General features: G+C 64.9%; 25 protein-coding genes. 16 read left to right on the top strand and 9 right to left on the bottom strand.

The window, feature by feature from the left end; all coding sequences use genetic code 11:
- The gene (locus ACS13N_RS06960; protein WP_438930969.1) at positions 1-2106 is read left to right on the top strand and encodes a neutral/alkaline ceramidase; all 2106 of its coding nucleotides are present in this window, start codon (positions 1-3) and stop codon (positions 2104-2106) included.
- A gap of 51 nt (positions 2107-2157) precedes the next feature.
- Here ACS13N_RS06960 and ACS13N_RS06955 read toward each other — a convergent pair whose 3' ends face one another.
- The gene (locus ACS13N_RS06955) at positions 2158-2358 is read right to left on the bottom strand and encodes a heavy-metal-associated domain-containing protein (RefSeq protein WP_438930968.1); all 201 of its coding nucleotides are present in this window, start codon (positions 2356-2358) and stop codon (positions 2158-2160) included.
- 158 nt (positions 2359-2516) lie between these two features.
- Between ACS13N_RS06955 and ACS13N_RS06950 the strand changes: the two genes are divergently transcribed.
- The 3 genes from ACS13N_RS06950 to ACS13N_RS06940 all read left to right on the top strand — a co-directional run bounded on the left by ACS13N_RS06950 (position 2517) and on the right by ACS13N_RS06940 (position 6124).
- On the top strand, positions 2517-4748 hold the full coding sequence (locus ACS13N_RS06950; protein ID WP_438930967.1) for a heavy metal translocating P-type ATPase: 2232 nt from the start codon (positions 2517-2519) through the stop codon (positions 4746-4748).
- Complete coding sequence (cueR, locus tag ACS13N_RS06945) at positions 4745-5188, top strand: Cu(I)-responsive transcriptional regulator (protein ID WP_438930966.1); 444 nt, start codon at positions 4745-4747, stop codon at positions 5186-5188. Before ACS13N_RS06950 ends, cueR begins: the two co-directional genes overlap by 4 nt.
- A gap of 75 nt (positions 5189-5263) precedes the next feature.
- Positions 5264-6124, top strand: a complete 861-nt coding sequence (locus ACS13N_RS06940; RefSeq protein WP_438930965.1) for an alpha/beta hydrolase — start codon at positions 5264-5266, stop codon at positions 6122-6124.
- A gap of 88 nt (positions 6125-6212) precedes the next feature.
- Here the strand turns inward: ACS13N_RS06940 and ACS13N_RS06935 are convergent, their stop codons facing one another.
- A complete protein-coding gene (locus ACS13N_RS06935; protein WP_438930839.1) occupies positions 6213-7283 on the bottom strand; it encodes an IS30 family transposase in 1071 nt (356 codons plus the stop codon).
- Positions 7284-7816: 533 nt separating this feature from the next.
- Between ACS13N_RS06935 and ACS13N_RS06930 the strand changes: the two genes are divergently transcribed.
- The 6 genes from ACS13N_RS06930 to ACS13N_RS06905 all read left to right on the top strand — a co-directional run bounded on the left by ACS13N_RS06930 (position 7817) and on the right by ACS13N_RS06905 (position 14545).
- Positions 7817-9451, top strand: coding sequence for a GMC family oxidoreductase (locus tag ACS13N_RS06930; protein ID WP_438930964.1), 1635 nt, complete (start codon positions 7817-7819; stop codon positions 9449-9451).
- A gap of 245 nt (positions 9452-9696) precedes the next feature.
- On the top strand, positions 9697-10467 hold the full coding sequence (locus ACS13N_RS06925) for an ABC transporter ATP-binding protein (protein WP_438930963.1): 771 nt from the start codon (positions 9697-9699) through the stop codon (positions 10465-10467).
- 75 nt (positions 10468-10542) lie between these two features.
- On the top strand, positions 10543-11283 hold the full coding sequence (locus tag ACS13N_RS06920) for an ABC transporter ATP-binding protein (RefSeq protein ID WP_438930962.1): 741 nt from the start codon (positions 10543-10545) through the stop codon (positions 11281-11283).
- A 73-nt stretch (positions 11284-11356) separates the two neighbouring features.
- Positions 11357-12577: an ABC transporter substrate-binding protein gene (locus ACS13N_RS06915; RefSeq protein ID WP_438930961.1), complete on the top strand. Its 1221-nt coding sequence runs from the start codon at positions 11357-11359 to the stop codon at positions 12575-12577.
- Between the two features lie 82 nt (positions 12578-12659).
- Positions 12660-13544 (top strand): branched-chain amino acid ABC transporter permease, encoded by an 885-nt coding sequence (locus tag ACS13N_RS06910; protein WP_438930960.1) that lies wholly within the window; start codon positions 12660-12662, stop codon positions 13542-13544.
- A gap of 14 nt (positions 13545-13558) precedes the next feature.
- Positions 13559-14545 carry a branched-chain amino acid ABC transporter permease gene (locus ACS13N_RS06905; RefSeq protein WP_438930959.1) on the top strand — a complete coding sequence of 329 codons (987 nt, stop codon included), beginning with the start codon at positions 13559-13561 and terminating at the stop codon, positions 14543-14545.
- Positions 14546-14804: 259 nt separating this feature from the next.
- On the opposite strand, the gene ACS13N_RS06900 is transcribed toward ACS13N_RS06905, so the two are convergent.
- A complete protein-coding gene (locus ACS13N_RS06900) occupies positions 14805-15041 on the bottom strand; it encodes a hypothetical protein (protein ID WP_438930958.1) in 237 nt (78 codons plus the stop codon).
- A gap of 120 nt (positions 15042-15161) precedes the next feature.
- Here ACS13N_RS06900 and ACS13N_RS06895 point away from each other — a divergent pair, with 120 nt between their 5' ends.
- Together ACS13N_RS06895 and ACS13N_RS06890 are read left to right on the top strand one after the other, a co-directional pair.
- The gene (locus ACS13N_RS06895) at positions 15162-15599 is read left to right on the top strand and encodes a hypothetical protein (protein ID WP_438930957.1); all 438 of its coding nucleotides are present in this window, start codon (positions 15162-15164) and stop codon (positions 15597-15599) included.
- A 32-nt stretch (positions 15600-15631) separates the two neighbouring features.
- Positions 15632-16390 carry a sulfite exporter TauE/SafE family protein gene (locus tag ACS13N_RS06890; RefSeq protein WP_438930956.1) on the top strand — a complete coding sequence of 253 codons (759 nt, stop codon included), beginning with the start codon at positions 15632-15634 and terminating at the stop codon, positions 16388-16390.
- Here the strand turns inward: ACS13N_RS06890 and ACS13N_RS06885 are convergent.
- Positions 16380-16757, bottom strand: a complete 378-nt coding sequence (locus ACS13N_RS06885; protein WP_438930955.1) for a cupin domain-containing protein — start codon at positions 16755-16757, stop codon at positions 16380-16382. The two genes, ACS13N_RS06890 and ACS13N_RS06885, sit on opposite strands and share 11 nt — an antisense overlap.
- A 191-nt stretch (positions 16758-16948) precedes the next feature.
- On the opposite strand from ACS13N_RS06885, the gene ACS13N_RS06880 reads away from it, so the two are divergent.
- Positions 16949-17500, top strand: a complete 552-nt coding sequence (locus ACS13N_RS06880; RefSeq protein ID WP_438930954.1) for a phosphonate degradation HD-domain oxygenase — start codon at positions 16949-16951, stop codon at positions 17498-17500.
- Here the strand turns inward: ACS13N_RS06880 and ACS13N_RS06875 are convergent.
- Entirely contained in the window at positions 17486-18442 is a 957-nt protein-coding gene (locus tag ACS13N_RS06875; protein ID WP_438930953.1) for an SDR family oxidoreductase, read from the bottom strand. The two genes, ACS13N_RS06880 and ACS13N_RS06875, sit on opposite strands and share 15 nt — an antisense overlap.
- A gap of 101 nt (positions 18443-18543) precedes the next feature.
- Here ACS13N_RS06875 and ACS13N_RS06870 point away from each other — a divergent pair, with 101 nt between their 5' ends.
- Complete coding sequence (locus tag ACS13N_RS06870) at positions 18544-19449, top strand: LysR family transcriptional regulator (protein ID WP_438932805.1); 906 nt, start codon at positions 18544-18546, stop codon at positions 19447-19449.
- 9 nt (positions 19450-19458) lie between these two features.
- Here the strand turns inward: ACS13N_RS06870 and ACS13N_RS06865 are convergent, their stop codons facing one another.
- The 3 genes from ACS13N_RS06865 to crgA are packed head-to-tail and all read right to left on the bottom strand — an operon-like array spanning position 19459 to position 21089.
- Entirely contained in the window at positions 19459-19674 is a 216-nt protein-coding gene (locus tag ACS13N_RS06865; RefSeq protein WP_021197147.1) for a DUF3820 family protein, read from the bottom strand.
- Between the two features lie 18 nt (positions 19675-19692).
- On the bottom strand, positions 19693-20118 hold the full coding sequence (locus ACS13N_RS06860; RefSeq protein ID WP_438930952.1) for a DUF3995 domain-containing protein: 426 nt from the start codon (positions 20116-20118) through the stop codon (positions 19693-19695).
- Between the two features lie 59 nt (positions 20119-20177).
- Positions 20178-21089: a LysR family transcriptional regulator CrgA gene (gene crgA / locus ACS13N_RS06855; protein WP_438930951.1), complete on the bottom strand. Its 912-nt coding sequence runs from the start codon at positions 21087-21089 to the stop codon at positions 20178-20180.
- Positions 21090-21196: 107 nt separating this feature from the next.
- Here crgA and ACS13N_RS06850 point away from each other — a divergent pair, with 107 nt between their 5' ends.
- Together ACS13N_RS06850 and ACS13N_RS06845 are read left to right on the top strand one after the other, a co-directional pair.
- A complete protein-coding gene (locus ACS13N_RS06850) occupies positions 21197-21802 on the top strand; it encodes a short chain dehydrogenase (RefSeq protein WP_438930950.1) in 606 nt (201 codons plus the stop codon).
- A 164-nt stretch (positions 21803-21966) separates the two neighbouring features.
- Positions 21967-23115, top strand: coding sequence for an ABC transporter substrate-binding protein (locus ACS13N_RS06845; RefSeq protein ID WP_438930949.1), 1149 nt, complete (start codon positions 21967-21969; stop codon positions 23113-23115).
- Positions 23116-23178: 63 nt separating this feature from the next.
- Here ACS13N_RS06845 and ACS13N_RS06840 read toward each other — a convergent pair whose 3' ends face one another.
- Positions 23179-24192, bottom strand: a complete 1014-nt coding sequence (locus ACS13N_RS06840; RefSeq protein WP_438930948.1) for an aldo/keto reductase — start codon at positions 24190-24192, stop codon at positions 23179-23181.
- Between the last annotated feature and the right edge of the window lie 22 nt (positions 24193-24214).

The raw sequence follows: 24214 nt of genomic DNA, 5'->3' as shown, positions 1-24214 counted from the left end.
ATGCATCAACTGTCGGAGGCCATCATGATCGATCGCAGGACATGGAAGCAGGGGGCGGTGCTGTCAGCCGCGTTGCTGGTGTTGGGCGGATGTGGCGGCAGCGACGGCGGGGGCACGGCGCCGGTGGCGACAGCAGCCACGCGCTCCGTGCAGAGCGTGGCGCAGGCCGCGTCGCCTGCGGCGTACAACATCGGCATGGGCATCAGCGACATCACGGGCGAGGCGGCCGAGGCTGGCATGTTCGGCTACTCAAAGATCGATCAGAAGACCGGTGGTATCCACCAGCGACAGCACGCCCGCGCGTTCATCGTCGAAGACCCGGCCACGAAGCAGCGCGTGGCGATCGTGGTGACGGAAACCGGTGCCGTCATGCAGGGCGTGCAGCAGGCGGTGCTGGCGCGGCTGAAGGCGCGCTACGGGGCGCTCTACGGCGATGCCAACGTGCTGCTCACGGCCACGCACACGCACGCGGGGCCCGGCGGCTTCTCGCACTACGCGCTGTACAACCTGAATGCGCTGGGCTACTTGCCGCAGACGTTTAACGCCATCGTCGACGGCATGGTCGAGGCCATCGCGCAGGCGCACGACAACGTGCAGCCTGGCGAGATCGACTTCAACCAGAGCGAGCTGCACAACGCCAGCCGCAACCGCTCCGCACCGGCGTTCCGTGCCAACCCGGCAGCGGATCGCGCGGTGTTTCCTGAAGAGATCGATCCGCTGGTCACGCAACTGACCTTCCGCCGCGCGGGGCAGGCCGTGGGCGTGCTGAACCTGTTTGCCACGCACGGCACCAGCATGACCAACAACAACACGTTGATCAGCGCCGACAACAAGGGCTACGCCGCCTACCACTTCGAACACGATGTGATGGGCGTGCGCTACCTCGAAGGCAAGGGCTTCGTGGCGGCATTCGCGCAGACCAACGCGGGTGACATGACGCCCAACCTCAATCTCAAGCCTGGCAGCGGGCCCACCGAGAACGAGTTCGACAACACGCGCATCATCGGCGAGCGTCAGTTTGGCGTGGCGCAGGCGCTGGTGGATGCACCATCGACGCCGCTGGCAGGTGGGCTGGATGTGCGGCAGCGCTATGTCGAGATGGGCAATATCACCGTGGAGCCCACCTACACCGGCGATGGCCAGCGCCACACCACGTGCCCTGCGGCCATCGGCACCACGCTGGCGGCGGGCAGCACAGAGGATGGGCCTGGCCCCGGTGTCGCGCTGGAAGGGCAGAGCAACCCGTTCCTGGCCGCGCTCGGTGGCTTGCTGTTCACGATTCCGGATGATCTGCGCAAGTGCCATGCGCCCAAGGAACTGTTCGTGCCCACCGGCCTGATGCGGCCCGTGCCCTGGACGCCGCCCGTGCTGCCGGTGCAGTTGGTACGCATCGGCCCGCTGTACTTGGCCGCGGTGCCGGCCGAGCTGACGATCATGTCGGGCTACCGCATCCGTCGTCAGTTGGCGCGCACGCTCGGTGCCGATATCCACAACGTGCTGGCGGTCAGCTATGCCAATGCGTACTCGCAGTACGTGACCACCCCGGAGGAGTACGACGTGCAGGACTACGAAGGCGGCAGCACGCTGTTCGGCAAGTGGACGCAGCCAGCCTACATGCAGGAGCTGGATCGCCTGGCGCAGGACATGGCGCAGGGCCGTCCCACGACCAACACGCTCACGCCCGCAGACCTGAGCCGGCAGCAGATGACGTTCCAGACGGGCGTGGTGCTGGATGCACCGCCGCTGCTTCACCAGTTTGGCGATGTGAAGACCGATGCTGCCCCGAGCTACACGGCAGGCCAGACGGTGAGCGTGGTCTTCGTCACCGGCCACCCGAAGAACAACCTGCACCGCAACGACACCTTCCTGAAGGTGCAGCGTCTGGTGGATGGTGCGTGGAAGACGGTGGCGGTAGATGGCGACTGGTCGACGCAGTACCGCTGGAAGCGCGTCTTTGGCGCCGAGTCCGAAGCGCAGATCAGTTGGGCGATTCCGACCGGTACGCCGGCTGGCACCTACCGCATCGTGCATCAGGGCGATGCAAAGAACCTGCTGGGGACCATCACGCCATTTACGGGCACGTCACGGTCGTTCCAGGTGAACTGAGGAAGGCGGGCTGGGCGGCACATGCGCCGCCCATTGCCTTGCTTTGCGGTTTCAGGCGACAGCCTTGACCGGATAGCCAGCCTGCTCGATGGCCGCCTTCACCGCATCGGTGCCGGCGCCGCTCGTGACGGCCACGGTCTGCTTGGACAGATCGACCTGCACGCTGGCGGCAGCATCCACCTGTTGTACCGCGCGAGTGACGGCAGACACACAATGGCCACAGCTCATACCTTCCACAGAAAACGTCGTCATGGTTCGGGCTCCTGAATCGAAAGAAAAGAGGGGAGAGGAAGTCGCGGCTGCAGTATGAACCTTCCCACTATGGGAAGCGCAAGCGTAAGATGAGGGCTTGACCTTACCAAGATGGGAAGGTCTAGGCTGATGCCATCTTTCCTGAAATGGACGCTTCCATGACTGCCGCCAGCCCCGTCGTTACCCTTGATGACGCTGTTCCTGCATCACTCGACCTCGACATCAGCGGGATGACCTGCGCCGCCTGTGCCGGCCGGGTTGAGCGTGCCCTGCGCGCCGTGCCAGGCGTGACCGAAGCCAGTGTGAACCTCGCCACCGAGCGTGCCCGCGTACACGGTGGGGCGACCGGTGATGCGCTGGTCGCTGCCGTGACGGCCGCCGGCTATGAGGCGCGTGTTGCGGCGGATGAAACCGCCGCACCGGTCTCGACCGAAACGGATTTCTGGGATGGCGCCGGCCCCGTGTGGATTGCCGCCGCGCTGTCCGTGCCGCTGGTGTTGCCGATGATCGCCGGCTGGTTTGGCAGCGACTGGATGCTACCCGCCTGGGTGCAATGGCTGCTGGCGACGCCGGTGCAGTTCGTGATCGGCGCGCGTTTCTACAAGTCAGGCTGGAAGGCCGCGCGTGCGGGTGCCGGCAATATGGACCTGCTGGTCGCGCTCGGCACGTCGGCGGCGTACGGCCTGTCGTTGTGGCTGTGGTGGCGCGCGGGTGCGGATGCGATGCCGCATCTCTACTTCGAGAGCGCCGCCGTGGTCATCACGCTGGTGCGCCTTGGCAAGTGGCTGGAAGTGCGCGCCAAGCGTCAGACTGCGCAAGCCATCCGCGCACTGCAGGCGCTGCGTCCCGATACCGCCCGCGTGCGAGGGGCTGATGGCACGCTGCGCGACACACCCGTCGCGAAGGTGCGTGTGGGCGACGTGGTGTCGGTGCGCGCCGGAGAACGCATCCCCGTGGATGCCGTGGTGCTCGAAGGCGCCAGCCATGTCGATGAATCCATGCTGACCGGCGAGAGCCTGCCCGTGCCCAAGCGCGAAGGCGATCGCGTAACCGCCGGCGCCATCGCCACGGATGGCGTGCTGCTCGTGCGCACCACGGCCATCGGCGCGGACACCATGCTCTCGCGCATCATCCGCCTCGTTGAAGACGCGCAAGCCGCCAAGCCGCCGATCCAGCAACTGGTGGACCGCGTAAGCGCGATCTTCGTGCCGGCGGTGCTGGTGGCGGCGTTGCTCACGCTGGCCGGTTGGGCGATCGCCGGGGCAGCGTGGGAGACGGCCATTGTCAACGCGGTGGCCGTGCTGGTGATCGCCTGCCCGTGCGCGCTCGGCTTGGCGACGCCGTCGGCCATCATGGCAGGCACCGGCGCGGGCGCACGGCGCGGCATCCTGATTGCCGATGCGCAGGCACTGGAGCGCGCGCAGCAGGTCGACTTCGTCATCTTCGACAAGACGGGCACGCTCACCGTTGGCCAGCCGCGCGTGACGGCGGTGGAGGCCGCGCCTGGTGTGGATGCCGATGCGCTGCTCGATCAACTCGCCGCGCTGCAGGCCGAGAACACCCACCCGCTCGCACATGCCACGCGTGAGTACGCGGTTGAGCAAGGCCGCGCCATCACGCCCGCGCAATCGCCCGAAGTGCTGGCCGGACGCGGCACGCGCGGCATCGTGAACCGCGCATCGCTGCAACTCGGCAACGCGCGCTGGATGGACGAACTGGGGCTCGACCGCAGCGCACTGCAGGCCCGTGCCGACGCCCTGGAGGCGCAAGGCAACACCGTTTCATGGCTCGCACAAAGCAGCGAAGGTGGCGTGCAACTGCGTGGCCTGATTGCGTTTGGCGATGCGCTTAAGCCCGGTGCCAAGGCGGCGGTGGCTGCACTGCAGGCTCGGGGTGTCCGCACCGCGCTCGTGACGGGCGACAACGCGGGCGCGGCACGCACGGTGGCGGCTGCACTCGGCATCGACGAAGTGGCCGCGCAAGTGCTGCCGCAGGACAAGGCTGCACGCGTGACTGCCTGGCAGCAGAGCGGCCACGTGGTCGCGATGGTGGGCGATGGCATCAACGATGCGCCCGCGCTGGCTGCGGCCGATGTCGGCATCGCCATGGCCACCGGCACGGACGTCGCCATGCAGGCTGCCGGCATCACGCTCATGCGCGGTGAGCCGCGCCTGGTGAGCGATGCACTGGACCTCTCGCGCCGCACTGTCGCCAAGATCCGCCAGAACTTGTTCTGGGCCTTCATCTACAACGTGGTGGGCATTCCGCTGGCAGCATTTGGCCTGCTGAGCCCCACCTTTGCCGGTGCGGCGATGGCGTTCTCCAGCGTGAGCGTCGTGACCAACGCGCTGATGCTGCGCCGCTGGCAAGCCTCCGGAGACCGCGCATGACGCAAACCGATCTCAACGCAACCCAAGCCCCCGTCAACATTGGCGAGGCTGCCAAGGCCAGCGGTGTGTCGGCCAAGATGATCCGCTACTACGAGAGCATCGGCCTGCTGCCGCCCAGCCCGCGCACCGAGGGCAACTACCGCATGTACGACGCGCGGGCGCTGCATGTACTGCGCTTTATCCACAGGTCGCGCTCGCTCGGGTTCGCGCTGGAGGAGATTCGCATGCTGCTGTCGCTCTGGCATGACCGCGAGCGCGCCAGTGCTGATGTGAAGGCCATCACCATGCGCCACGTGGCTGACCTCGACGCACGCATCGGTGAGCTGCAAGGCATGCGCGACACGTTGATGACGCTGGCCAACGCCTGCCATGGTGATGATCGGCCCGACTGTCCGATCCTCGAAGGCGTGGCCGGCGACGAAGGGGCCTGCTGCCACTGAGGGAACCCTCGATTGCCGTGCCTTGCAGCGAGGGGCGTCTATGCCACAATCTGGCAACCCAACGAGGAGACGCCCATGACGCAAGCCCCCGCCCAGGTTGCTGAGCAGGAAACCCGCCAGCGCATGAAGGACGGCACTGAGCTGTTGGTCCGGACCTGGTTGCCCGCGCCCGACAGCGGCGAACCTCGCGGTACCGTCATCCTCGTTCACGGCATGGCCGAACACAGCGGCCGCTATCCGCATGTAGCCAAGGTGCTCACCGACCTTGGCCTGCGCGTACGGGCCTTCGACCTGCGCGGTCACGGCAAGAGCGGCGGCGCGCGCATGGCGCTCGACGCGCAGGACAACTACCTCACCGACCTCGCAGAAATCATCGACGCGGCCGTCGCCGAATGGAATGAGATGCCGTTCGTGCTGGGGCACAGCATGGGTGGGCTGATCGTCGCGCGTTTTACGACCGCGCGCATCCGGCCGGTGCGCGGCGTACTGCTGTCATCGCCCGCGCTGCGCGTGAAGCTGCCGCCGGGGGCGGGCATCGTGCGCGGCATTCTCTCTGCACTGGCGCCGCGGTTGGCGGTGCCCAATCCGGTGGACCCGGCCAAGCTCTCGCATGATCCGAGCGTCGGTCCTGCCTACCGTGCCGACCCGCTGGTGCAGAGCACGATCAGTGCTTCGCTGCTTGAATTCATGCTCAATGCGATTACGCAGGCGCAGCAGGATGCGCCTCGCTTGGAAGCGCCGATGCTGCTGATGGCGGGTGGTTCTGATTCGATTGTTGATCCGTCCGGCAGTCGGGATTTTTATGCGAATGCGCCGGAGGAGTTGCGCACGCTGGCCTGGTTTGATTCTGGGTACCACGAGATCTTTAACGAAGCTGAACCGCTGCGTGGTGAGGTGTTTGGGAAGATGACGGAGTGGCTTTCTTCGCGGATTTGATTTGGGCCTTGGTGGTCCATCTCCCTTTCGTACCCTGCCGGGCACGACTCACTTTTCTTTGTCTTGCCAAAGAAAAGTAAGGGCGGTTTCAAGCCCCAAGTGCAACAGCGGGGTCAATCACAATGCCCTGCTTGGCGCAGTTCTCAATGAAGGCTTCTGCAGGTGTGCGCCAGCCGAGCGTCTTGCGTGGTCGGGTGTTCATCAGCAACGCGATCGCGTCAAGCTGACGCTGTGAGAGCACCGACAGGTCCGCTCCCTTTGGCAAGTACTGGCGCAGCAGGCCATTGGTGTTCTCACAGATGCCGCGCTGCCAGGGGCTGTGTGGATCACAGAAGTAGATCCGGATGCCAGTCGCCTCGGCGAGCTTGCTGTGCAGCGCCATTTCCTTGCCCTGGTCATAGGTCAGAGTCTTGCGCAACTCCTCCGGCAGAGGAGCGAACGCCGCGCTATAGGCCTGCAAAGCAGCCTCGGCTGTACTGCCGTCGATCTTCACCAGCATCACGAACAAGGTGCTGCGGTCGATGAGCGTGCCCACTGCCGAACGGTTACCAGCACCTTTGATCAGGTCGCCCTCCCAGTGCCCCGGAATCAGCCGGTCGTTAGCCTCTGGCGGGCGCACATGAATGCTCACCATGTCGGTGAGCTGCCCACGCCGATCTTGCCCGCGCGAGCGCGGCTTGCGAGCACCGTGCGCCTGCCGCAGCAGGCTGACCAACTCGCGCCGCAGAGCACCGCGTGGAGCGGCGTAGATGGCGTGATAGATCGTTTCGTGCGAGACGTTCAAAGCGGGTTCGCCGGGATGGACACGTTTGAGCTGCGCAGCCACCTGCTCCGGCGAGAAGCCTCTCTCCAAGTACTGGCGGACCTCAGGCCACAGTTTGCCTTGCCGGTGCAGCTTGCGTTCGCGACGTGGCTTACGTCGCAACTTGGAGGCCCGCCGGCCAGCGCGCACCGCATTGTAGCCACCGGCTATCGTGGGGCGCCCCATCGGACCGCGCTCATGTTCCGGTTTCCAGCCGTTGCGCCGAAGCTCCCGGCTGATCGTGCTCGGTGAGCGTTGCAGTGCACGCGCAATCTCCCGCATGCTCCTGTCCTCCAGCTTCATCGCGAAGATCGCGCCACGCTCTTCGGCGCTCAGGTGTTCGTAGTCTTGTCCCATGCAACACATCCTAGATAACGTGTTGCACTTGCTACTTGAAACCGCCAAGCAAAAGAAAGGCGCGCCCGAGATGGCGAAAGCCTCCTTGGATTTTTGTCGCGGGGAGGGAGAGGAGGCAAACTCGCTTCGCTCAGACAGCCTCCTCTCTTTATCCTCCCCGCAACAAAAATCCAAGGCGCCATCAAGGGCAGGAACGTCAAAGGACAAACCGACGGAATGCGTACGTGAACACCAAGGCAATTCTTGGTGGCGAGCACGCATGAGATGGTTTGCTTTACCCTTGCCCTAGATGGCGCCTTGAATTTGTGTAAGCGGGCGGAAAAAAGACGGGGAACTGTCTGAGCGCAGCGAGTTTTCCCCGTCTCCGCCCGGTTACAGAAATTCAAGGGATGGGTCGCCATCTCGGGCGCGCCTTTCTTTGCTTACTTTCTTTGGCAAGACAAAGAAAGTGAGTCAGCCCCGGCAGGGGATGAAACAAGGGATGCACCACAAGAACAAGAACCAAAAACACCAAAGAAAAGAAGCACGGAGACATGGAAACCTACGACTACATCATCATCGGCGCAGGCTCCGCGGGCTGCGTCCTCGCCAACCGCCTGACGCAAGACCCTGACGTCTCCGTGCTGCTGCTAGAGGCCGGCGGCAAGGACGACTACCACTGGATCCACATCCCCGTCGGCTATCTCTACTGCATCGGCAACCCGCGCACCGACTGGCTCTACCGCACACGCGAAGAACCCGGCCTGAATGGCCGCTCACTCGGTTACCCGCGCGGACGGGTGCTGGGTGGTTGCTCGTCGATCAACGGCATGATCTACATGCGCGGCCAGCGCGAGGACTACGACGGCTGGGCTGCCACGACGGGCGATGCGTCGTGGAAGTGGGACGCCGTGTTGCCGCTCTTCAAGGCCAGCGAGAACTACCACGGCGGTGCCAACGAATGGCACGGCGCCAACGGCGAATGGCGCGTCGAGCCACAGCGCCTGCAGTGGCAAGTGTTGGAGACCTTCATCGAAGCCGCCGTGCAGGCGGGCATCCCGCGCACGAGCGACTTCAACCGTGGGGATAACTTCGGCGTCGGCTACTTTGAGGTCAACCAGAAACACGGCATCCGCTGGAACACGGCCAAGGGTTTTTTGCGCCCGGCATCACAGCGGCCGAATCTGACCATCGTCACCGGCGCGCAGGTGCGCGCGCTCACGTTTGACGGCAAGCGCTGTACAGGCGTGACGTATCGCGGGGCAGGGCAGGACTACACGGTGGCCGCGCGTGAAGAGGTGATCCTCTCGGCTGGGGCGATCAACTCACCGCAGTTGCTGGAGCTGGCGGGCATCGGCCAGCCGGAGCGGCTGCAGGCGCTGGGCATCAGCGTGCGTCAGGCGCTGCCCGGCGTGGGCGAGAATCTGCAGGACCATCTGCAACTGCGCAGCGTGGTCAAGGTGCATGGTGTGCCCACGCTCAACACGCGCGCAGCCAACTGGTGGGGCAAGGCGCTGATCGGCATGGAATACGCGTTCAACCGCAGCGGCCCGATGAGCATGGCGCCATCGCAGTTGGGGGTGTTCGCACGCTCGAATCCGCAAGTGGTGCGGCCGGATGTGGAGTACCACGTGCAGCCACTCTCGCTCGACAAGTTTGGTGATCCGCTGCACGCGTTCAATGCGTTCACCGCCAGCGTGTGTAACCTGCGGCCGACCTCGCGTGGCACGGTGCATGCGAGTTCGGCCGATCCGTTTGCCGCACCGATGATTGCGCCCAACTACCTGTCGACGGAGGAAGACCGCAGGGTCGCTGCCGATTCACTGCGCCTGACACGCCGCATCGTCGCGCAGCCAGCGCTGGCGAAGTACCGGCCAGAAGAATATCTACCCGGCCCCAGCTACCAAACGGACGACGACCTCGCCCGCGCCGCCGGCGACATCGGCACAACCATCTTCCACCCGGTCGGCACATGCCGCATGGGCCGGGCGGATGACGCGGGCGCGGTGGTCGATGCGCAACTGCGCGTGCGCGGCATCGAAGGCCTGCGCGTGGTGGATGCGTCCGTCATGCCGACGATCACCTCGGGCAATACCAACTCGCCGACCATCATGATTGCGGAGAAGGCCAGCGAGATGATTCGTGCGGCACGCAAGGCGCGTGCGCGGGGTGAGCCGGTGGCGGCCTGACGCCGGTTTGTGGGCCGATGACATGGGCGTGACATACCGCCTGTGTCATATCGATAGGCAATCGGTATTGCTCCGATACGTAACTCTACGTAACCCTCGCCGGTCAGCCGCAAATCCAGTGCTGGCGCGGGTTTCGGGGCCGTAAGCGACGTGTAATCGTCTCGGTAAAAACCCCGATGTTTTGCAACGCAACAGCCGTTGACAATCATCCGCACCATAAAAAGGGCGGGAGACAAGAGGGAATCATGGCGCAGGACATCATTCTCGAAACGCGCGGACTGACCAAGGCCTTCAAGGGCTTTACCGCCGTGTCCGACGTCAACCTGCGCGTGCAGCGCGGGTCGATCCACGCGCTCATCGGCCCGAACGGTGCCGGCAAGACAACCTGCTTCAACCTGCTGACCAAATTCCTGGTGCCCACGCGCGGCACCATCCTGTTCAACGGCGTCGACATCACGTCGGAAAAGCCGGCACAGATCGCACGCCGAGGCGTGATCCGTTCGTTCCAGATCTCGGCCGTGTTTCCGCATCTGACCGTGATGGAAAACGTTCGCGTGGGGCTGCAGCGCCAGCTTGGCACGGCGTACGCGTTCTGGCGCAGCGAGCAATCGTTGAACGTGCTCAATGAACGTGCGATGGCACTGCTCGAACAAGTGGGCCTGACGCAGTTCGCGCACACCGTGACGGTGGAGCTGCCCTACGGCCGCAAGCGCGCGCTGGAGATTGCCACCACGCTGGCGATGGAGCCCGAGCTGATGCTGCTCGACGAGCCCACGCAGGGCATGGGCCACGAAGATGTGGACCGCGTGACCGAGCTGATCAAGCGCGTGTCCGAAGGCCGCACGATCCTGATGGTGGAGCACAACATGAATGTGGTGTCTTCCATTGCCGACAAGATCACGGTGCTGCAGCGCGGCCAGATCCTGGCCGAAGGCCCGTACGAAGACGTCTCGAAGAATCCGCAGGTGATGGAAGCCTATATGGGTACCGCTGATGCGGCGCTCGAAGGCCACTGATCGGCACTGGCTGGTCTCCGATGCAGCCGTGCGCTGCGTCACCGAATGCTTGACCCGAACACACGAGAACACTGCATGAGCACGCCCGCGCTCCAGATCAAGGACCTGCACGCCTGGTACGGCGAATCGCACATCCTGCATGGTGTCGACCTGACCGTGAACCGCGGCGAGGTCGTCACGCTGCTCGGCCGCAATGGCGCGGGCCGTACCACCACGCTGCGCGCCATCATGGGCCTGGTGGGCTCACGCAAGGGCTCGATCGTTGTGCATGACGCGGGCGGCCAGGGTGTCGAGACCATCGACCTGCCGACGCACAAGATCGCCCACTGCGGCATCGGCTACTGCCCGGAAGAGCGCGGCATCTTCTCCAGCCTGTCGTGCGAAGAGAACCTGATGCTGCCGCCGGTGCTCAAGGACCAGGTCGCCAAGAGCGGCAATGCGGGCATGAGCATCGACGAGATCTACGAAATGTTCCCCAACCTGAAGGAGCGCCGCCAGAGTCAGGGCACGCGCCTGTCGGGCGGCGAGCAGCAGATGCTGGCGGTTGGGCGCATCCTGCGCACGGGTGCGAACCTGCTGCTGCTCGATGAGATTTCCGAAGGGCTGGCCCCGGTGATCGTGCAGGCGCTGGCCCGCATGATCCTGATGCTCAAGAAGCGTGGCTATACGGTGGTGATGGTGGAGCAGAACTTCCGCTTTGCCGCACCGCTGGCCGATCGCTTCTATGTGATGGAACACGGCCGCATCGTCGAGCGTTTCGAGGCGGCGCAGTTGCAGGACAAGATGCCGGTGTTGCACGAGCTGCTCGGCGTTTGATCGATTTGGTGGACCTTTGCACGGCGTGCCTATAAAAAAGCGCGCTGTGCCACACGACACAGGAGACAAGACCATGACACTCAAGAAGCTGGCTGGTGCACTGATGGCGGTAGGACTGGGCGCGGCGGCCGGGTTGGCGTCATCCGGCGCGCATGCCCAGGTGAGCGGCGACAAGGTGAAGATCGGCTACATCACCGATCTCTCCGGCCTGTATGCCGACATCGACGGGCAGGGCGGCGTCGAGGCGGTGAAGATGGCCATTGAAGACGCGGGCAGCAAGGTGCTCGGCAAGCCGATCGAACTGGTCACGGCAGATCACCAGAACAAGGCCGACATCGCGGCCTCCAAGGCACGCGAGTGGATGGACCAGCAAGGTCTGGACATGCTGCTGGGCGGCACCAACTCCGCGACCTCGCTGGCGATGAGCAAGGTGGCGGCCGAGAAGAAGCGTCCGTTCATCGCCATCGGTGCCGGCACGGCGCGCTTGACCAATGAGGAGTGCACGCCGTACACGATTCACTACGCGTACGACACCGTGGCCCTGGCCAAGGGCACCGGCAGCGCCGTGGTCAAGCAAGGCGGAAAATCGTGGTTCTTCCTGACCGCCGATTACGCCTTCGGCCATTCGCTGGAGAACGACACCGCGGCCGTGGTCAAGGCCAACGGCGGCACGGTGGTGGGCTCGGTCAAGCACCCGCTGTCGGCGTCGGACTTCTCGTCGTACCTGCTGCAGGCGCAATCATCCAAGGCGCAGATCCTGGGCCTGGCCAACGCCGGCGGCGACACGATCAACTCGATCAAGGCGGCCAAGGAATTCGGCATCACCAAGTCGATGAAGATTGCCGGCCTGCTGATGTTCATCAACGATGTGCACAGCCTGGGCCTGCAAACGGCCGAAGGCCTGCTGATGACCGACAGCTGGTACTGGGACATGAACGACGCCACGCGCAAGTTCGCCACCCGCTACTTCGCCAAGATGAAGAAGATGCCGAGCAGCCTGCAGGCGGCTGATTACTCGGCGGTGTCGAACTACATCAAGGCGGTGGCTGCGGCCGGTACGGATGATCCGGACAAGGTGATCGCGCAACTGAAGAAGACCAAGCTGGACGACTTCTTCGCCAAGGGCATGATCCGCGCCGATGGCCGCTACGTGCACGACATGTACCTGATGCAGGTGAAGACCCCGAAGGAGTCGACCAAGCCGTGGGACTACATGAAGATCGTCACGGACATCCCGGGTGATCAGGCTTTCACCACGCCGGCCGAGTCGAAGTGCTCGCTGATGAAGAAATAAGCAATAAGCAATCCGGCGCCGCTGCCCGCGTGGGTGGCGGCGCCTTCAGCGTTGTTGGTGTGATGTTCTCTTTCTGACCGCGATGGAAATCTTCGGCGTTCCGCTACCGGCCATGCTCAGTCAGCTCTTGCTGGGCCTGGTCAACGGTTCCTTCTATGCGATGTTGAGCCTGGGCCTTGCGGTCATCTTCGGGCTGCTCAACGTCATCAATTTCGCGCACGGTGCGCTGTTCATGCTGGGCGCGGTGCTCACGTGGATGGGCTTCTCCTACCTGGGCCTGCCGTACTGGCTGATGCTGGTGCTCTCGCCGCTGGCGATCGGCGTGCTGGGGATGGTGATCGAGCGCACGCTGCTGCGCTTCATCTACAAGCTCGACCACCTGTATGGCCTGCTGCTCACGCTGGGCGTGACGCTCGTGCTTGAGGGGGTGTTCCGCGCCATCTACGGGGTGTCGGGCCTGCCGTATGACACGCCCGAGCTGCTGCAAGGTGCGACTGACCTCGGTTTCATGATGCTGCCCAACTATCGCGCTTGGGTGGTGGTGGCCTCGCTGGCGGTGTGTTTTGCCACGTGGTTCATGATCGAGAAGACCAAGCTTGGCGCCTACCTGCGCGCCGGCACCGAGAACCCGAAGCTGGTCGAGGCCTTTGGCGTGAACGTGCCGTTGATGGTCACGCTCACCTACGGCTTTGGCGTGGCGCTGGCGGCGTTTGCGGGTGTGCTGGCGGCACCCGTTATCCAGATCTCGCCGCTGATGGGGCAGAGCATGATCATCACCGTGTTTGCGGTGGTGGTGATCGGTGGTATGGGGTCGATCATGGGTTCCATCCTCACCGGCCTCGGCCTGGGGGTGATCGAAGGGCTGACCAAGGTGTTTTATCCACAGGCGTCGGCCACGGTGGTGTTCGTGATCATGGTGCTGGTGCTGCTGGTGCGTCCGGCCGGCCTGTTCGGTAAAGAGAAATAAAGCGAAGCGGCACGATGCAAAACACTTCTTCCCTCAAATACGTCCTGTACGGCCTGCTACTGGTGGCGCTGATTGCGGCGCCGCTGGTGGGTGCGTATCCGGTGTTCGTCGCCAAGCTGCTGTGCTTCGCGCTGTTTGCGTCGGCGTTCAATCTGCTGCTGGGCTACACGGGGCTGCTGTCGTTCGGGCACGCGGCATTTTTTGGCGGCGCGGGCTACGTGGCCGGCTACATGATGCGCGACCTGCACGTCACGCCGGAACTGGGCCTGCTGGCTGGCACGGCGGCGGGCGCGTTCATTGGCTTGATCGTCGGCCTGCTGGCCATTCGTCGCCAGGGTATCTACTTCGCGATGATCACGCTGGCGCTGGCGCAGATGCTGTACTTCTTCTGCCTGCAGGCGCCGTTCACGGGCGGTGAGGACGGCCTGCAGGGCGTGCCGCGCGGCAAGCTGTTCGGCGTGCTGGATCTGGCGGATGACCGGACGCTGTACTACGTGGTGCTCGTCATCGTCGTGCTGGCCTTCCTGCTGATCGTGCGGACGATCCACTCGCCGTTCGGGCAGATCCTCAAGGCCATCAAGGAGAACGAGCCGCGCGCCACGTCCCTCGGCTACGACACCGACCGCTTCAAGCTGCTGGCCTTCGTGCTGTCGGCAGCACTCACCGGGCTGGCAGGTTCGCTCAAGACACTGGTGCTCGGCTTCGAGACGCTGACCGATGTGCACTGGTCGATGTCCGGCTCGGTGATCCTGATGACGCTGGTGGGCGGCCTGGGCATCCTGTCGGGCCCGATCCTGGGTGCGGCACTGGTGATTGCGCTGGAAAACAAGCTGGGCGACATCGGCACCTTCCTGGCGGGCGCTACCGGTTTCGACGGGTTCAATGTGCTGGGCGAATCGGTGACGACGGTCACGGGCGCGATCTTCGTGATCTGCGTGCTGACCTTCCGCCGCGGCATCATGGGCGAAATTGCTGCACGGCTACCTTGGTTGCGGCGCTAGGGTCACAATGGCCGCAAATGGCGTCGCATCCCCCCCGAAAGGGTGATCTCGGAACTGATTTGGTGCTTAGTGCACCGTAAGGGTTTGCTCTAGTTGTTGCGTTGCGGTGCATTCTTTACAGTCTCGTTACGGTTTTCGCACGAGATAAATGAGGCGGGAGCGAGGAGACGACAGCACACACCGCACGAAACGGTGGAGATGCTAAATAAAATAGAGGCCCTGCCTGGTGATCCCCGGCAGGGCCTTTTAGTTTGTGCCTTCAGTGCGTGGCGCTTGCCGCCAACAGGGCCCGGCCCCGGGCGCTGACCGTCACAAGATGTTGCTCTGGTGACGACCCGGGCGCGCAATCCACCAGCCCGTCAATGCACGCATCTTCCCAGATCGACAAGCGCGGACACGACGTCCGCCAAGCCTCCAACACCTCGGTATAGGGCCTTGGCCGTTCGACCAGCGATTGCAGCAATTGCAGCGTGAGCGCGCGGGTCGGGTCGGTCATGGCGGTCTCCTCGGGGTGTTCTTCCCATTCTGGTGGGCGCCGATTCACAAGAGAAATGCATTCGGAGTCGACGCCTATGCGGGCGCTGCATGAAAATGGCGTCTTCGCTTCGAGCCACCCATGACCCTGTCCACCCGCCTTGCCACGCCGGATGACCGGCCCCGCCTGCTGGCTGCCATCGCATCGGGCGCTTCGCCGCTGCAAGTGGCGCACGCCGTCGATACGCTGTTGGCCCAGCCGAGCGTGCATCCGTGTTTTCTCGTTGAGGCGGACGGGGCATTGGTTGGTGTCGCGCCGATCACGCTCGTACCGCACTTGGCGCTGGGCGGTCTGGTGGCATGGCTGCCAGTCGGCGTGATGGCGTTTTCCGATGACGTGGTCACGCGTGATGCTGCCTTGGCTGCCGTCAATGAGTACACTCGCGCACATGGCATACTCCACGTTCTGCTGCCGCCTGCGGCGCTTGCCGCGTATGACGCCACCGCGCTTGGCTTTGCGCCGGATGCGTCCGGCTGCTGGCGGCGTAGCGCGCGTCCGTCGCCAAAATCGCTGGGCTAAGTCCTGATCACCCGCCTGTCTCTACTCCCCTGATGGAATTCGCTTTGCTCGCCTTGGCCGGCTTTCTGGCTGGTCTGATCGATGCCGTGGCCGGTGGCGGCGGCCTGGTGCAGATTCCCGCGCTGTTCTCGGCGTACCCGAACATCGCGCCGGCCACGCTGATCGGCACCAACAAGGTCGCGTCGATGTCGGGCACGGCCACGGCGGCGGTGCGCTACGGCCGTACGGTGCGCATCTACTGGGGCGCGACGGCGCCGGCGGTGGTGACGGCGTTTGGGTTCTCGCTGCTGGGCGCATGGGCGCTCACGCACATTCCCGCCGAGCCGCTGCGCCGCGCGTTGCCGTTCGTGCTGGCGGCGCTGCTGGTCTACACGGTGGCGAAGAAGAACCTGGGCGCAGAACACGCCCCCAGCCTCGCCGGCTGGCGCGAGCGCGCTGCGGCGCTGCTGGCCGGCGCCGTCATCGGCTTCTACGACGGTGTGTTTGGTCCGGGCACCGGCAGCTTCCTGATGATCGTGTTCGTGCGCGTGTTCGGCTACGACTTCCTGCACGCATCCGCATCGACCAAGATCGTCAATCTGGCGACCAACGTGGCGGCCTTGCTGCTGCTGGCGTCCAAAGGCCACGTGTGGTGGCAGCTTGGCCTGGTGATGGCGGTGGCCAACGTGGCCGGCAACCAGGTCGGCAGCCACCTTGCGCTGCGGCACGGCAGCCGCTTCGTGCGCAAGGTGTTCATCGTGGTGGTGCTGGCGCTGATCCTGAAGACCGCCTACGACGCGTTTATCCGTTGAGCTGGGTGTCGAGCGCCACGGTGCGCTCGGTGATCACATCGCCCGTGTGCTGCGTGGTCACGGTTTCGATCAGCATGATCCCGCACTCCTCGTCGGCAACGGGGCAGTGGCGCACGCCGCGCGGCACTACGCAGAATTCGCCGGGGCTGAGATGCACGTCGGCGCGGCCTTCGAAGGTGATCTTCAGGCGGCCGTAGACCACGAAGAACAGCTCATCCTCGTTCGGGTGGTCGTGCCAGACGAATTCGCCCTTCAGCTTGGCGACCTTGATGTACTGGTCGTTGACCTGGCCGACGATGCGCGGCGACCAATAGTCCGTGACCTGTTCCAGTGCGTGGGCGACCTGCACCGCGTGTCCTGCGAGCATGATGGGCTCCGATGTGTGGGGCGTGGGGAGGCCCTGAAGATAAGGGCGCGCCTGGCGCATTCCCAACCAAACTTTCTAATTGCTCGGATCACGCGGGCTAATGCCGGGGCGCGCGGCGATGGCGCTGTCACCGGTTTGACGCATGCGCGCACTACGCTGCAAGGTTCCGCCTTCTTTTGTGCCGCAGCACCATGGCTCTGAGCCTCGACGACATCCAAACGCTATTCGACCGCCACGGCGACATCGCCTATAGCGGCGAGCCTGTCACCCAGCTTGAACACGCGCTGCAGACCGCCGCGCTGGCGGAAGAGGCGGGTGCGTCGGATGCGCTCATCACTGCCGCACTGCTGCATGACCTCGGGCATCTGCTGAACCTGCAGGGTGATACGCCCACCGCCCACGGTATCGACGATCAGCACCAGTACTTTGCGCTGCCGTTCCTGCGCGCGACGTTTCCTGATGCGGTGCTGGAGCCGATCCGCCTGCACGTGGATGCCAAGCGCTGCCTGTGTGCGATGGATGCGCATTACTACGCGCGCCTGTCGGCGGATTCCGTGCGCAGCCTGGCGCTGCAGGGCGGGGTGTTTTCTGCGGAAGAGGCCGAGGCCTTCATGCAGCGCCCCTACGCGGTGGACGCGCTGCAACTGCGCCGCTGGGATGACCTCGCCAAGGTGGCGGGCCAGTCGACGCCCGATCTCGCGCACTTCCTGGCGACGGCGGCGCGCGTCTCAAACGCAGCGTAGGCTGCGCAGCGTCGTACCCACGGCCTCATCCCACGGTGTATGCGGTTCGGCGCCCAGCGCCTGCACGAGCTTGGCGTTGTCCATGCGTACGGGTTGCTGCCACAGATAACGCATTTCGCGCATCTCGCGCAGCATCTCCGAGAACGGCGCCAGCACCGGCAGCAGCCACCACGGAAACGCACGCGTCTTGACCGGATGCCCGACCGCACGGCCGATCGACGCGGCCATCTGCGTGCCGTCGGCGTCCCAGTGGCCGCGCATGTGATAGACGGCAAAGTCCGGCAGGCGGTCGCCCTGTTCGACCAGGCGCAGCATCGTCTCCGCCACGTCCGGCAGATAGGCCCATTGGTGGCCGATACCGCGCGCGCCCGGATAGGTGAGGGTGCCGACCGGCTTGCCCGCATGCACCAGCGCGCCGGCAAACCAGTTGTTGCCCGTCTGGGGCCCGAAGAAATCCCCCGCGCGCACGATCAGGCTGCGCACACCATCGGCACTGGCAGCTTGCATGCGGCGCTCCAGTTCCACGCGGATCTTGCCCTTGCGTGTGAGCGGCTGTTGCGCGGTGTTCTCGCGCAGCACGGGAAAGGTGTCGGGCGCAAAGTTGTACACGGTGCCGGGCAGCACGATGCGTGCACCTGAAGCGCGGGCCGCGGCGATGGTGTTGTCGATCATCGGCAGCACTTGGCCAGCCCAGTTCTTGTAGCCCGGCGGGTTGACGGCGTGGACGATCAGCTCGACGCCTTGTGCGGCCCCGACCACGTCCTCGCGCACCATCGCATCACCGCGCACCCATTCGAAGGCGGTGTTGCGATCCGTCAGCGCATCCGGATTGCGCTGCAATGCACGCACGTGCCAGCCGCGTGCCACCAGCCGCCGTGCCACCTCGCCGCCGATGCCACCGGTGGCGCCCAGTACCAATGCGATGCGCTTTGCCTGTTCCATGACCCTGCTCCCGAGTGAGCGTTGCGATGGAGGCATTCTGGTCGCGCTTGTGCTTCAATGGAATTGTTGATGATGAGCGTGCTGCTATACGAATTTGTATGATGGAATCCAAGGCATTCACCGAGCCGGGTTGGGAGCTGTATCGGACCTTTCTGGCCGTTGTGCGAGAGGGTTCGCTATCGGGTGCGGCGCGCGCGCTGGGGCTGACGCAGCCCACGGCCGGGCGCCATGTCGATGCGCTGGAGCAGGCGCTGGGCCTGTCGCTGTTCATACGTACCCAGCAGGGGCTGAGCCCGACGGAGGCGGCGTTGTCGCTGCGGCCGTTTGCCGAATCACTGGAGTCGACCAGCGCCGCCTTGCTGCGCGCCGCATCCAGCCAGGGCGAGGGTGTGCGCGGTACCGTGCGCATCACGGCGAGCGAGGTGGTGGCGGTGGAAGTGCTGCCACCGATCCTCGCGGATCTGCACGCTGCATACCCGGAACTGACGATTGAGCTGGTGCCGTCCAACCGCCTGGAAGACCTGCTGCGCCGTGAAGCCGATATTGCCGTGCGCATGCAGCCACCCACGCAGGGCGTGCTGGTGGCGCGGCAACTCGGTGGCATTGAACTGGGGGCGTTTGCGCACCGGCGTTATCTGGAGCGGCGCGGTGTGCCCGCCACGCTGGGTGATCTCGCGGGGCACACGTTGATCGGCTACGACAAGGAGAACGCCTTCCTGCGCAGCATGCGCGCGCAGTTGCCGTGGATTCAACGCAACCGCTTCGCGCTGCGCACCGACAGCGATCTCGCGGCGATTGCCGCGCTGCGTGCGGGTTTCGGCATCGGCTTCTGTCAGGTGGGATTGGCACGGCGCAATCCGGAGCTGGTGCGCCTGTTTGTTGACGAGGTTTCGATCACGCTCGATACCTGGCTCGCCATGCATGAAGACTTGCGCGACAGCCCGCGTTGCCGCGCCGTATTTGACGCGCTGGCAGTGGGGCTGCAGCGCTACATCAACGGCGTTTGAGCGGTCGCGCTATCTGCCCTGACGCAGAGGGTCCAGCAGGCCTTTCAGGCCGTTGTGATCCAACTCCTGCATTAGCGCCAGCAAGCGGCCGATCTGCCCCGGTGGAAAGCCCTCGCGCGCGAACCAGTTCAGGTAGTGGCCCGGCAGGTCGGCAATCAGCCGGCCCTTGTATTTGCCGAAGGGCATTTGCGTGGTGACGAGGCGTTGGAGGTCTTCGGGTTGCATGGGCGCTATTGTGCCGCGTCAGCGCGAGGCGGCTGCGACAATCAACCCCGCCAACACCACACACAACGGCGAATACACCCACGTATCCCGCCGCGCAAACACACTGCCGCGCACCCGCTTGAAGAAGCCGACATAGCGGAAATCGCCCACCGCACGCAGCACAAAGATGGCGGCGAGCACGAGGGCGCCAACGCGCAGCACGCCATGCGAAATCGGTGTGGCCAGAATGCCGGCCGCAGCGGCCACCCAAGCTGCCATGACCAGCAGAATCACCGCGACCAACGCTGTGCCGATCGCGCTCGGCGTGAACACCGGTGTGCCACCCACCGACGGCAATGCCGCCTGCTTGCCGGCGCCGCCGCCTGCCGCCCAGTACAGATGCGTCAAGCCGAGGAAGGTGAGCACTGCGCAAGCGATACGACCAGCAACGAGGGCGAAGAACATGATGGTGGCTCAGAGGAGGATGGCCCGAGTGTAGTCAGCCATGTCGCTTGCTGCGACGGCTACGATGTCGCACCCTGCGCCGGCACACGCGCTGCCACCTGCTCCAGCAGATGCGCCACAAAACTGGAGAGCTTCGGCAACGGCCGCCGGTCCTGCCGGTACACGATATGAATCGGCCGAGGCTCCGGCGCATAGGCCTGCAGCACACGCACCAGCCGGCCGTTCGCCAGGTCCTCCGCCACCAGCACCTCGGGCTGCAGCAGCAGGCCGGCACCCGCAATCGCCGCCATGCGCAGGCCGTGGCCGTCATTGCATGTGAAGGCCGGATCGTCGCGCCATGGCGTGTCTCCATCCCACCCGCGCAACTGCCACGCATTGCGGTTGTTCCACACCATGTGCGAGAGGCAGCGATGCTGCGGCAGGTCCGCCGGCGTCTCAGGCCGCCCATGCCGCGCCAGGTAGTCCGGCGCCGCGCAGATGACCATCCGATACACGCACAGCGGCTTGGCCACGAGATCGGCATCGCCCAGCGCACCGATACGGATGGCGAGGTCGAACCCTTCGTCGACGAGATCGACCATGCTGTTGCTCAGGTTCAGCTCCACACGCACCTGCGGATGCGCCTGCTGGAAGGTCGCAGCCAAGGGAGCGATGACGCACGCGCCGAAGGTGGTCGGCGCACTCACGCGCAGCGTGCCCGAGGGCGATGCGCGCAGTCGCTCGACGGAGGTCTCCGCCCAGCGCACCTGCTCCAGCACGCGCTTGGCATCTTCATAGAACACGCGGCCGGCATCGGTCAGGCTCTGGCGGCGCGTGCTGCGCTGGAGCAGGCGGGCGCCGAGTCGCGTCTCGAGTTCCTGCACGTACTTGCCGACCATCACCGCCGACATCTCCAGCCGCGCCGCTGCCTCGGTGAAGTTGCCGCCTTCCACCACGGCGACGAAGGTTTCCATGCTGCGCAGCTTGTCCATATTCCGAACTGGTAATTAGGAATGGGCGAAGTTACCACGTCTTTATCACATGCAAGGTTCGGCCAAGAATAGGCGTCATTCCAACCGAATCAGCAAAGGAGCACAGCATGAAGATCATCGTCATTGGCGCGAGCGGTACCTTGGGCCGCGCCGTGGTGGCCGAACTGGAGCAGGGTGGGGCGCACGAAATCATCCGCGTTGGTCGCACGCAGGGCGATCACCAGGTCGACATCACCAACGCCGACAGCGTGGCCGCGCTGTTCGACAAGTTGGGTCGTGTGGACGCCATCGTCTCCACCGCCGGCAATCTGTTCTTCGGGCCGCTGACCGAGATGTCGGCGGCGGATTTCAATATCGGCCTGCAGGACAAGTTGCTCGGCCAAGTACGCTTGGCGCTGGTCGGCCAGCACTATCTGAACGACGGCGGCTCGATCACGCTGACCACCGGCATCGTCGGTCAGGAGCCGATTGCGCAGGGCGCCAATGCGACGGCGGTGAACTCTGCCGTTGAGGGTTTCGTGCGCGCCGCTGCGTGCGAGCTGCCGCGCGGCATCCGCATCAACGCAGTGAGCCCGACGGTGCTGACCGAATCGATGGCGGCGTACGGCCCCTTCTTCCCTGGCTTCGAGCCGGTGCCGGCGGCGCGTGCGGCGTTGGCATATCGGCGCAGCGTGGAAGGGGTGCAGAGCGGGCGGGTGTACCAGGTGGGCTGAGCTGGCGCGAGTCGTGAACACGTTAAGGACAAGGGAATCTCCCCCTTGCCCGCGCGGCGTGACTCCTTCTAGACTCCTTCATCCCCGACCCATCGGTCGGTGAATTCCCAGATTTCCAGATCAAGGGCGGGCACAGAACCCGCCCACACACTTCAGGAGACGGCATGAAGGTTTCGCGCGCCACCCGCATTGCACTCGCTGCCATGGCACTGTTGGCGGGTACAGCATTCGCCCAGGTCAAGGTCGGTATCACGGTGTCGGCCACCGGGCCGGCGGCTTCGCTGGGGATTCCCGAGAAGAACACCGTGGCGCTGCTGCCCAAGGAGATCGCGGGCAAGAAGATCGAGTACATCGTGCTCGACGATGCGTCTGATACAACGACCGCCGTCAAGAACACGCGCAAGCTCATCACCGAAGACAAGGTGGACCTGGTGATCGGCTCGACTGTCACCCCCAACTCGCTGGCGATGGTGGATGTGGTGGCCGAAAGCGAGACGCCGATGATCACGCTGGCCGCGTCCGCACGCATTGTCGAACCGATGGACGCCAAGCGCGCATGGGTGTTCAAGACACCGCAGAACGATTCGCACATGGCCACTGCCATCGCCGAGCACATGGCCAACCATGGCGTGAAGACCGTCGCGCTGATCGGCTTTGCCGATGCCTACGGCGATTCGTGGGCGCAGGAGTTCGACAAGGTGGCAGGGCTGCGCAAGCTGCAGGTGGTCGCCAATGAGCGCTTTGCGCGCACCGATACGTCGGTGACGGGGCAGGTGCTGAAGATCATGAATGCGAAGCCGGACGCAGTGCTGATCGCCGGCTCGGGCACGCCGGCTGCGCTGCCGGAGCGCGCCCTCAAGGAGCGCGGCTACAAGGGCAAGCTGTATCAGACGCACGGTGTGGCGAACGCCGACTTCCTGCGCGTGTGCAGCAAGGATTGCGAGGGCACGTTCCTGCCCGCCGGCCCGATTCTGGTGGCCGAGCAACTGCCGGACAGCAACCCGGTCAAGAAGCCGGCCCTGACGTACAAGACTGCGTATGAGAAGGCGTATGGCGGGCAGGTCTCGACCTTCGGCGGCCATATGTGGGATGCGGGTCTGCTGCTCGCCAACGCGATGCCCGAGGCGCTGAAGAAGGGCCAGCCCGGCACGCCGGCGTTCCGCAAGGGGCTGCGCGATGCGATGGAGACCACGACCAACCTGGCAATCTCGCACGGCGTGATGAACATGAACGCCAAGGATCACCTGGGCCTGGACCAGCGCTCGCGCGTGATGGTCGAGATCAAGGACGGCAAGTGGAAGCTGCAGAACTGACTTAGTGGCGGTATTACCCCAAGCAAAACGCACGGTTTGCGCCGTGCGTTTTGTTTTTTGGGCTCAGGCGTTGACCAGGCTCTGCGGCACCGGTGATGCCGTGGTCTCCGGCAGCGCGGCCTGGATCTCGGCGAGGTCCGCATCGGTCAACTTCAGGTCGGCCGCCCCGAGCAGCCCGTCCAACTGATCCGGCCGGCGCACGCCGACGATGGCGCCGGTCACCACCGGGTCGCGCAGCGTCCAGGCGATGGCGACTTCGGCGGGTGTCCGCCCATGCCGCGCCCCCACGTCACGCAGCACCTCCACCAACGCCAGGTTGCGCGTCAGATTCGGCTCCTGAAACTCGGGGCTGCGCTGCGCGCGCCAGTCGTTGGCCGGCAGGCTGGCAATACGCTCGCGCGTCATGCGCCCCGACAACAGCCCCGATTGCAGCGGCGAATAGACGAGATTGCCGATACCGTGCGCGGCCGTGTACGGCAGGATCGACGCCTCGATGCCGCGCATCAGCAACGAGTAGGGCGGCTGCAGCGAGGCAATCGGCGCCACGGATTGTGCCCGCGCCATCTGCGCTGCATCGAAATTCGACACGCCGATGTGGCGGATCTTGCCGGCGCGGCGTGCCTGATCCAGCGCAGCGACGGCCGCTTCGATCGATTGCTCCGCCGCGCCCGGCGGAAAGGCGGGCCAGTGGATCTGGTACAGGTCAATCGTTTCCACGTGCAACCGGCGCAGGCTGGCGTCGACCTCGCGCGCGAGCGACGCCGGATCGAGCGAATGCGAAATCCGCCCCTGCGCGTCCCATACCAGCGAACCCTTGGTGAACACATAGGGCCGCCGGCTGGCCGGCAGTTCGCTGAGCGCCTGGCCGACCACGGTTTCCGCGTGGCCCAGTCCGTAGGCGGCGGCGGTGTCGATCCAGTTGATGCCGGCATCCACCGCAGCGGCGATGGCGGCAACAGAGTCGCGGTCGTCCTGCGCGCCCCAGCCGTATTCCCAGTTGCTGCCGCCCGAGGCCCAAGTGCCGAAGCCGAGTGGGGAGATGTGCAGGTCGGATTGACCGAGTTGTCGTGTCTGCATGGCGATGTCCTTGTCAGGTCAG

This window comes from Ralstonia sp. 24A2 (genome assembly GCF_051783885.1).
Taxonomy (GTDB): domain Bacteria; phylum Pseudomonadota; class Gammaproteobacteria; order Burkholderiales; family Burkholderiaceae; genus Ralstonia.
Note: the sequence above shows the minus strand (reverse complement) of the source record. Positions and strands in the feature narration are given on the sequence as shown.

Coding starts and splice junctions, on each gene's coding strand:
- ACS13N_RS06890 (WP_438930956.1), top strand. CDS start 15,632: ATGGAATTCGCTTTGCTCGCCTTGGCCGGCTTTCTGGCTGGTCTGATC.
- ACS13N_RS06905 (WP_438930959.1), top strand. CDS start 13,559: ATGCAAAACACTTCTTCCCTCAAATACGTCCTGTACGGCCTGCTACTG.
- ACS13N_RS06895 (WP_438930957.1), top strand. CDS start 15,162: ATGACCCTGTCCACCCGCCTTGCCACGCCGGATGACCGGCCCCGCCTG.
- ACS13N_RS06850 (WP_438930950.1), top strand. CDS start 21,197: ATGAAGATCATCGTCATTGGCGCGAGCGGTACCTTGGGCCGCGCCGTG.
- ACS13N_RS06875 (WP_438930953.1), bottom strand. CDS start 18,442: ATGGAACAGGCAAAGCGCATCGCATTGGTACTGGGCGCCACCGGTGGC.
- crgA (WP_438930951.1), bottom strand. CDS start 21,089: ATGGACAAGCTGCGCAGCATGGAAACCTTCGTCGCCGTGGTGGAAGGC.
- ACS13N_RS06865 (WP_021197147.1), bottom strand. CDS start 19,674: ATGCAACCCGAAGACCTCCAACGCCTCGTCACCACGCAAATGCCCTTC.
- ACS13N_RS06910 (WP_438930960.1), top strand. CDS start 12,660: ATGGAAATCTTCGGCGTTCCGCTACCGGCCATGCTCAGTCAGCTCTTG.
- ACS13N_RS06870 (WP_438932805.1), top strand. CDS start 18,544: ATGGAATCCAAGGCATTCACCGAGCCGGGTTGGGAGCTGTATCGGACC.
- ACS13N_RS06925 (WP_438930963.1), top strand. CDS start 9,697: ATGGCGCAGGACATCATTCTCGAAACGCGCGGACTGACCAAGGCCTTC.
- ACS13N_RS06940 (WP_438930965.1), top strand. CDS start 5,264: ATGACGCAAGCCCCCGCCCAGGTTGCTGAGCAGGAAACCCGCCAGCGC.
- ACS13N_RS06840 (WP_438930948.1), bottom strand. CDS start 24,192: ATGCAGACACGACAACTCGGTCAATCCGACCTGCACATCTCCCCACTC.
- ACS13N_RS06860 (WP_438930952.1), bottom strand. CDS start 20,118: ATGTTCTTCGCCCTCGTTGCTGGTCGTATCGCTTGCGCAGTGCTCACC.
- ACS13N_RS06920 (WP_438930962.1), top strand. CDS start 10,543: ATGAGCACGCCCGCGCTCCAGATCAAGGACCTGCACGCCTGGTACGGC.
- ACS13N_RS06845 (WP_438930949.1), top strand. CDS start 21,967: ATGAAGGTTTCGCGCGCCACCCGCATTGCACTCGCTGCCATGGCACTG.
- ACS13N_RS06880 (WP_438930954.1), top strand. CDS start 16,949: ATGGCTCTGAGCCTCGACGACATCCAAACGCTATTCGACCGCCACGGC.
- cueR (WP_438930966.1), top strand. CDS start 4,745: ATGACGCAAACCGATCTCAACGCAACCCAAGCCCCCGTCAACATTGGC.
- ACS13N_RS06960 (WP_438930969.1), top strand. CDS start 1: ATGCATCAACTGTCGGAGGCCATCATGATCGATCGCAGGACATGGAAG.
- ACS13N_RS06900 (WP_438930958.1), bottom strand. CDS start 15,041: ATGACCGACCCGACCCGCGCGCTCACGCTGCAATTGCTGCAATCGCTG.
- ACS13N_RS06955 (WP_438930968.1), bottom strand. CDS start 2,358: ATGACGACGTTTTCTGTGGAAGGTATGAGCTGTGGCCATTGTGTGTCT.
- ACS13N_RS06915 (WP_438930961.1), top strand. CDS start 11,357: ATGACACTCAAGAAGCTGGCTGGTGCACTGATGGCGGTAGGACTGGGC.
- ACS13N_RS06930 (WP_438930964.1), top strand. CDS start 7,817: ATGGAAACCTACGACTACATCATCATCGGCGCAGGCTCCGCGGGCTGC.
- ACS13N_RS06885 (WP_438930955.1), bottom strand. CDS start 16,757: ATGCTCGCAGGACACGCGGTGCAGGTCGCCCACGCACTGGAACAGGTC.
- ACS13N_RS06950 (WP_438930967.1), top strand. CDS start 2,517: ATGACTGCCGCCAGCCCCGTCGTTACCCTTGATGACGCTGTTCCTGCA.
- ACS13N_RS06935 (WP_438930839.1), bottom strand. CDS start 7,283: ATGGGACAAGACTACGAACACCTGAGCGCCGAAGAGCGTGGCGCGATC.